This is a genomic window from Segatella albensis DSM 11370 = JCM 12258 (assembly GCF_000426565.1).
Taxonomy (GTDB): Bacteria; Bacteroidota; Bacteroidia; order Bacteroidales; family Bacteroidaceae; genus Prevotella; species Prevotella albensis.
In genome coordinates, this window is record NZ_AUFP01000033.1 from 1 (window position 1) to 6,008 (window position 6,008).

Genomic DNA, 6,008 nt, shown 5'->3' on the forward strand with positions numbered 1-6,008 from the left:
GCATCATATAAAGATAGTATAGCAAGACAACTTATTAATGAATCAAATAGAATAAAGATGCAGGTAAACCGTAAAAAAAAGTAAGTGAAAATGTTGTTTTAGCGTTATTATGCAAAGTATAATCACGTACAACATAGTTTAATGTAATTTAAATATTCTCTGAAAATTACTTTGTTTCAAAAAATCTTCAAACCTTTGCACTCAGAATACAAAATGAGGCAAATAATTGCAGTTTGCTTTCGTTTTGGTGCAATTGTTCCAATAACCTTTGCGCAAGGTTGATACAGCCCCGTCTGGGTAAAAAGGCGTAACTTCTAATACACGTAGATTCCTAGGCAGTTAACAGTTTGTTTAATTTTAAAACAGAAAATTATGGACAAAGGAAAAGAACTTCTTTCTAAAGAAGAGCTCGCTTTGATGCGAGGGGGCTTTGGCATCGAGGATGTCACAGTTTATGCAATTGGAGTACAAGGTGTAAGCAATTGTTGTAACACAACAAATAACGGAGGAACAACTTCTCCTTCTAAGCCAACGACTTCAACAACAACTACCAACACTACGAAGAAGCCATAAGGTAGTTAACGGATACACTTGCATTCAATAATTTTATGGTCAAGAGAGTTTATTTTAATTCTCTTGACCATTTTATCAAAAGTAATAGATATGGACAATAGAGCTTTGTACACAATATCAAATAAATGGATAATGAGGCATGATGAATATTATGGCAACTCATATGCCTTGTACAACATTGAAACACGAAAATTGGCAAGATTAACAGCTTCGCTTTATACACTTTTGCATCTCTTCTACACAAATGCCAGAGCATACGAAGATGTGAAAAATAGTCTTGCAGAACAAGGTGTACACTTGAAATGGGACAATGTTAGTCAAATAGAAAAAGAGTTTGGGTTTAAGCAGCTGTTTGTCCAAAGTAAAATCTCATATCATTCAACGAATCGTTTTTCGAACATTCATGCTATTGAGCAAATTCCTATAACATCCTCCCCTATGGATGTTGAACTTCTATTGACACACAATTGTAATTTAAAATGTAAGCATTGTTTTCAGTCATCAGAATTACATAGTGATAAAAGAACTCACTTGTCTACGCATGAATGGGAAAAAATCTTCATAGAATTAGAAAAAGCCAATATTTATAATGTCATTATTAGCGGTGGGGAGCCTATGATGTATCCTCATTTCGAACAGTTGCTAAGAAAAGTAACAGACTTACGTATGAGTTTTTCTATTCTTACTAATGGTATGCTGATTTCTGAGAAAAATTTGGATATTTTCAAGAAGAAAAATGTATCTGTAACAATTTCGTTGGATGGATGTACAGCAGAACAACATGAGTTCCTTAGAGGGAAAAATACATTTGAGCATATAGTCCGTACAATTAATCTAATGGTGAAGAATGATGTAAACCTCAATATTGCACATGTTGTAAATGCCCACAACAAGGAGCATTTGGAAGAGTTGATACTTTTTTTAATAAACAAGGGCGTACATCATTTGTCTATTAATTTAGTAGAACCAGAAGGAAGGGCGTTTTCAAACGATTTTTTACTTTTGAGCCCAAAAGAAGAAAGTCTAATGCGCAAAAAGATTACTCAACTTCAAACCAACTACTCTGATAGAATTACAATAGACTTTCCTAATCTCTCATATAAAGAAAACATAGATGGCTATAGTAAGGATGAAAAGGTCTTTTGTGCAGCAGGGACAAAACGTGTCGCTATAAGTTCTGATGGTTGTGTATATCCATGCGTTTATGCCTTTAATCTTCCTTTTCTGAAGATAGGAGATTTAAAGACAGAAACTTTGCAAGACATTTGGGAGAAAGAATCGGCGTGGCAATTGATGCGAGGTGGTATAACAATTTCGCAAATAGACACTTGTAATTCATGCAAGTTACATAGCTTTTGTAGCATGAGAAACTGTAGGATAAAGTCTTATTCTCAGAAATTAGGACTTTTTGCCAAGCCTGATAATTGTCTTATAGATAAAGTAGAATAATATGAGAAAGTATTTTGAATTACTAATAATGTTCTTAGGGTTATGCCCAATGCTGATGGCACAGAACATTCAAGGGGTTGTGACAGACACAAAAGGTATGCCGATTTCATTTGCCAATGTTGTGGAACTGTTACAAGCAGACTCTTCTTTCATTAAAGGAACGGTTAGTAAGGAAGATGGTTCTTTCATGCTTGAAGGCGTAAAGAGTGGCAATGTCATTCGAGTTTCTCTCATCGGTTATGAAACACAATATATAAATTATACGGGGCAAACTACCGTCACCTTAAAACTTCAGGAAAGCACCAACATGCTTGGCGAGGTTGTTGTCAAAAGTTCGTTGCCAAAGACCGTGCTGCGAGGAGAGGGAATGATAACAAATATAAAAGGCAGTGTATTGGAGAAAACTTCCAATATGGAACAGTTGCTTTCACGCATTCCTAATGTGTCTGCCAAAGATGGACAAATAGAAGTGTTTGGTCGTGGCACACCTGTAATATTTATCAATGGTCGGAAGATGCAAGACCAAATGGATTTGCAACGTTTGCAACCAAGCAACATAAAGAAAATTGAAGTAATCAACAACCCTGGTGCACGATATGATGCCAGTGTGAAGAGTGTCATACGCATTACCACAAAGAAGACGCAGGGCGAAGGCTTCAGCTTTGACAACAAAACTACGTTTTCGGTCAATGAGGAAAAACGCTTGAGCTCATACGAATCGTTCCAAGGAAATTATCGAAAAGGAGGATTGGATGTCAATGGGTTCTTGTATGGTGCATATGCTCACACTCCAGAAAACAAACAGGTGACGCAATATTCATACATCACAGATACTTGGCAGCAGAATATGAACGTCAATCAGGAATTCACTAACATCAACCCATACGCACGCTTGGGGGTAAGCTATATGCTTGGCGAAGAAAGCAATTTGGGTGCCAGCTTCAGCTACAATCGTTTAGCAAAGGATAAGGGCGAAGGAACTCAGACGTTCAATATAATGCAGAACAATGTACAGAAGGAATCTTCAACCGTTGATTATCTGAGTCCAGGTCAGTCAACGACTTATTCCGCCAATGCTTATTATGTTGGCAAGATAGGAGGGCTGAATGTGGATTTCAATACAGATTATTATTGGTATGGCAAGAAGCAGTGGATGGACTTATACGAAACAGTGCTTGACGAATATCGCCAGACAGAGACGGAAAAGTCTGATGTCTGCTCTTATCGCAACAATCGCAACTATTTGTTGGCATCCAAACTTGTCCTCAGTATTCCATTGTTGAACGGCACTTTTTCGTTGGGCGGTGAATACAGTCATGTGAATCGAAGAAGTCACTACCAAGTGGAGCCTGAAGTGGTTGATAACGAGAAAGAAAAAGTCAAGGAGTCAATGACTTCTGCGTTCGTTGACTATAGCCATAGTTTCGGGCAACTGACGATGCAAGCAGGGCTTCGCTATGAATACATCAACTTTGACTATTATGACAATGATTTGTATATAGCAGAACAGAGCAAGACTTACGGCAATTGGTTTCCGTCTTTGGCTCTCTCGCTTCCTGTTGGCAAGACACAGATGCAACTGACGTATGCCACTGACATCTATCGTCCAAGCTACAACGAGCTTAGAAGCGGTGTGCAGTATGACAACCAATACACATACGAGTCGGGCAATCCATTCCTCGTTCCTTCAATTACACACAATCTTACCTACGGACTCTCTTGGGAATGGCTCAATCTGCAATTGGTTTATTCGCATATCTCAGATGAGGTTTGTACGATGACGCAGACTTATCGTGGAGATCCGATGAAGTCACTCGCTCGCCCAGAGAACATCAATAGCTACAACTCTTTCCAAGCTGGACTGACGCTGAACCCTACCTTTGGCATTTGGCATCCAACATTGGAAACAATGCTCTTTAAGCAATGGCTCAAGATGAATACGCATGTGGGCAATAAGCTTGACAATCCTGTGGCAGTTTTCCAACTTACCAATGCGTTTGACTTCAAGTTGCTGACGGCTTCATTTGTAATGACCGCACAGACTGAAGGTAATATGGGTAACAAATGTATCCGCCAAGGCTATTTCAATACAGACCTGTCACTCTACAAGTCGTTGCTCAAGAATCGCCTTACGTTGACACTTGACGTTTCAGATGTATTCGGAACGGGGAACCAACATCGCACATTCTATTCAGGTGTGCAAAGAACTATGTTATATGACCTAAATTCCACAAGTACCATTACCTTTAGCATCCGCTATCGCTTTAACGCAACGAACAGCAAGTATAAAGGAACTGGTGCAGGTCAATCTCAAAAGAACAGAATGTAAAGTCATAAAACTAAAGCTTCGGAAAAGAATAAAAATCAACTTGTTGCAAACAGAAAGTTTCTTAAAATGAAAACATAGAAAGTTAATTTTTAATATAAATGATATGATTTTTCCTATTATACATCAACATGACTCCATGCAATGCGGAATAGCCTGCTTGCAAATGGTATGTAAATATTTCGGCAGAGAATACACTTTGGATTTTCTGTCGAAACTTTGTTTTGCTACTGCGGAAGGAGTCTCTCTGTTAGGTATCAATGAGGCAGCAAACACACTTGGCTTGCATACTACATGCGCTAGAGCTACAACTATGGTGCTAGGTGAAGTCCCTTTACCTTGTATCCTTCATTGGAACCAAAATCACTTTGTTGTCTTGTATAAAGTCAAGAAAGGAAAGAACTTCTATGTAGCAGACCCAGGGAAGGGATTGGTTGTTTATACATTAGAGGAGTTCAAGCAACATTGGATAAGCACGAGCTCCAATGGTGAAGACAAGGGCATTGCTATGTTCTTGGAAACCACTCCTGTTTTCTTTACTTATAAGATGCAAGGTGAAGAGAACATCAAAGAGAAGCGGTCTTTCCGCTTTCTCTTTGGGTATGTGAAGAAATATCGCAAGTACTTCGGGCAAATCATCTTGGGCTTGATAGTCGGGAGCCTCTTGCAGCTTGTCCTGCCGTTCCTCACTCAGTCCATCGTGGATGTCGGCATCAAGAATCAAGATATTGGCTTTGTTTGGCTTATTCTGTTGGGACAGTTGATGCTTACAATCAGCAGAACGGCTATTGACTTTATCCGCAGATGGTTATTGCTTCACATATCCTTGCGCATCAATATATCATTAGTGAGCGACTTCTTTATCAAGCTCTTGAAGCTACCAATGTCTTTCTTTGACACGAAGCTCATGGGCGACTTGATGCAGAGGATGAATGATCATAGCCGTGTGAATAATTTCCTAACACAGCAGACGCTCAACATCACCTTTGCCGTGCTTACTTTCGTGGTATTCTCGGTGGTGCTGTTCTTCTACAATAAGTTGGTGTTTGCCATCTTCTTGTTGGGAAGCATCCTCTATGGCGTATGGATGACCTTGTTCTTGAAGCGAAGAAAGGTACTCGACTATGAATTGTTTGAGCAGCAAGCCATCAACAACAACAAGACCTACGAGTTCATCACTTCCATGCAGGAAATCAAGTTGCAGGATTGTGAGCAGCGCAGAAGATGGGAATGGGAGGACACGCAGGCAGACCTGTTCGGTGTGCAGATGAAGTCGCTTAAACTCCAACAGACCCAGGAGGCTGGAAGCATCTTCATCAACGAGGTGAAGAACATCATCATCACGGTAGTCGCTGCAACTGCTGTGATTCATGGACAGATGACACTCGGTATGATGCTTGCCGTACAATACATCATCGGGCAGCTCAATTCGCCTGTGGAGCAACTGATGAACTTCTTTTATTCTCTGCAAGATGTGAAGATTAGCTTGGAACGTATCAACGAGATTCATCAGATGGATGACGAGAATGGAAAGGAAGGCTTGAAAACTTCAATAGAGAATAAAGACGAGGGCATTGACATCAAGAACATCATGTTCAAGTATGACCCACATGCTTTGCACAAGACCATAGACGATGTGAGCATTCACATTCCGCAAGGT

Annotated in this window: 4 protein-coding genes; all 4 read left to right on the top strand. The window is 39.7% G+C overall.

Annotated features, from left to right (window positions below; genetic code table 11):
- Nucleotides 1-372 precede the first annotated feature (372 nt).
- Nucleotides 373-573, top strand: coding sequence for a hypothetical protein (locus K333_RS0109620; protein WP_024990702.1), 201 nt, complete (start codon nucleotides 373-375; stop codon nucleotides 571-573).
- Between the two features lie 90 nt (nucleotides 574-663).
- The gene (locus tag K333_RS0109625; protein WP_238314562.1) at nucleotides 664-2,022 is read left to right on the top strand and encodes a radical SAM/SPASM domain-containing protein; all 1,359 of its coding nucleotides are present in this window, start codon (nucleotides 664-666) and stop codon (nucleotides 2,020-2,022) included.
- A 1-nt stretch (nucleotide 2,023) separates the two neighbouring features.
- Nucleotides 2,024-4,351 (top strand): TonB-dependent receptor domain-containing protein, encoded by a 2,328-nt coding sequence (locus K333_RS0109630; protein WP_027452632.1) that lies wholly within the window; start codon nucleotides 2,024-2,026, stop codon nucleotides 4,349-4,351.
- 103 nt (nucleotides 4,352-4,454) lie between these two features.
- On the top strand, nucleotides 4,455-6,008 hold a 1,554-nt coding region (locus tag K333_RS0109635), incomplete at its 3' end, for a cysteine peptidase family C39 domain-containing protein (protein WP_036889166.1).

Bases quoted from the DNA above. Each gene is read 5' to 3' on its own strand.
- K333_RS0109620 (WP_024990702.1), top strand. From the start codon at position 373: ATGGACAAAGGAAAAGAACTTCTTTCTAAAGAAGAGCTCGCTTTGATG.
- K333_RS0109625 (WP_238314562.1), top strand. From the start codon at position 664: ATGGACAATAGAGCTTTGTACACAATATCAAATAAATGGATAATGAGG.
- K333_RS0109630 (WP_027452632.1), top strand. From the start codon at position 2,024: ATGAGAAAGTATTTTGAATTACTAATAATGTTCTTAGGGTTATGCCCA.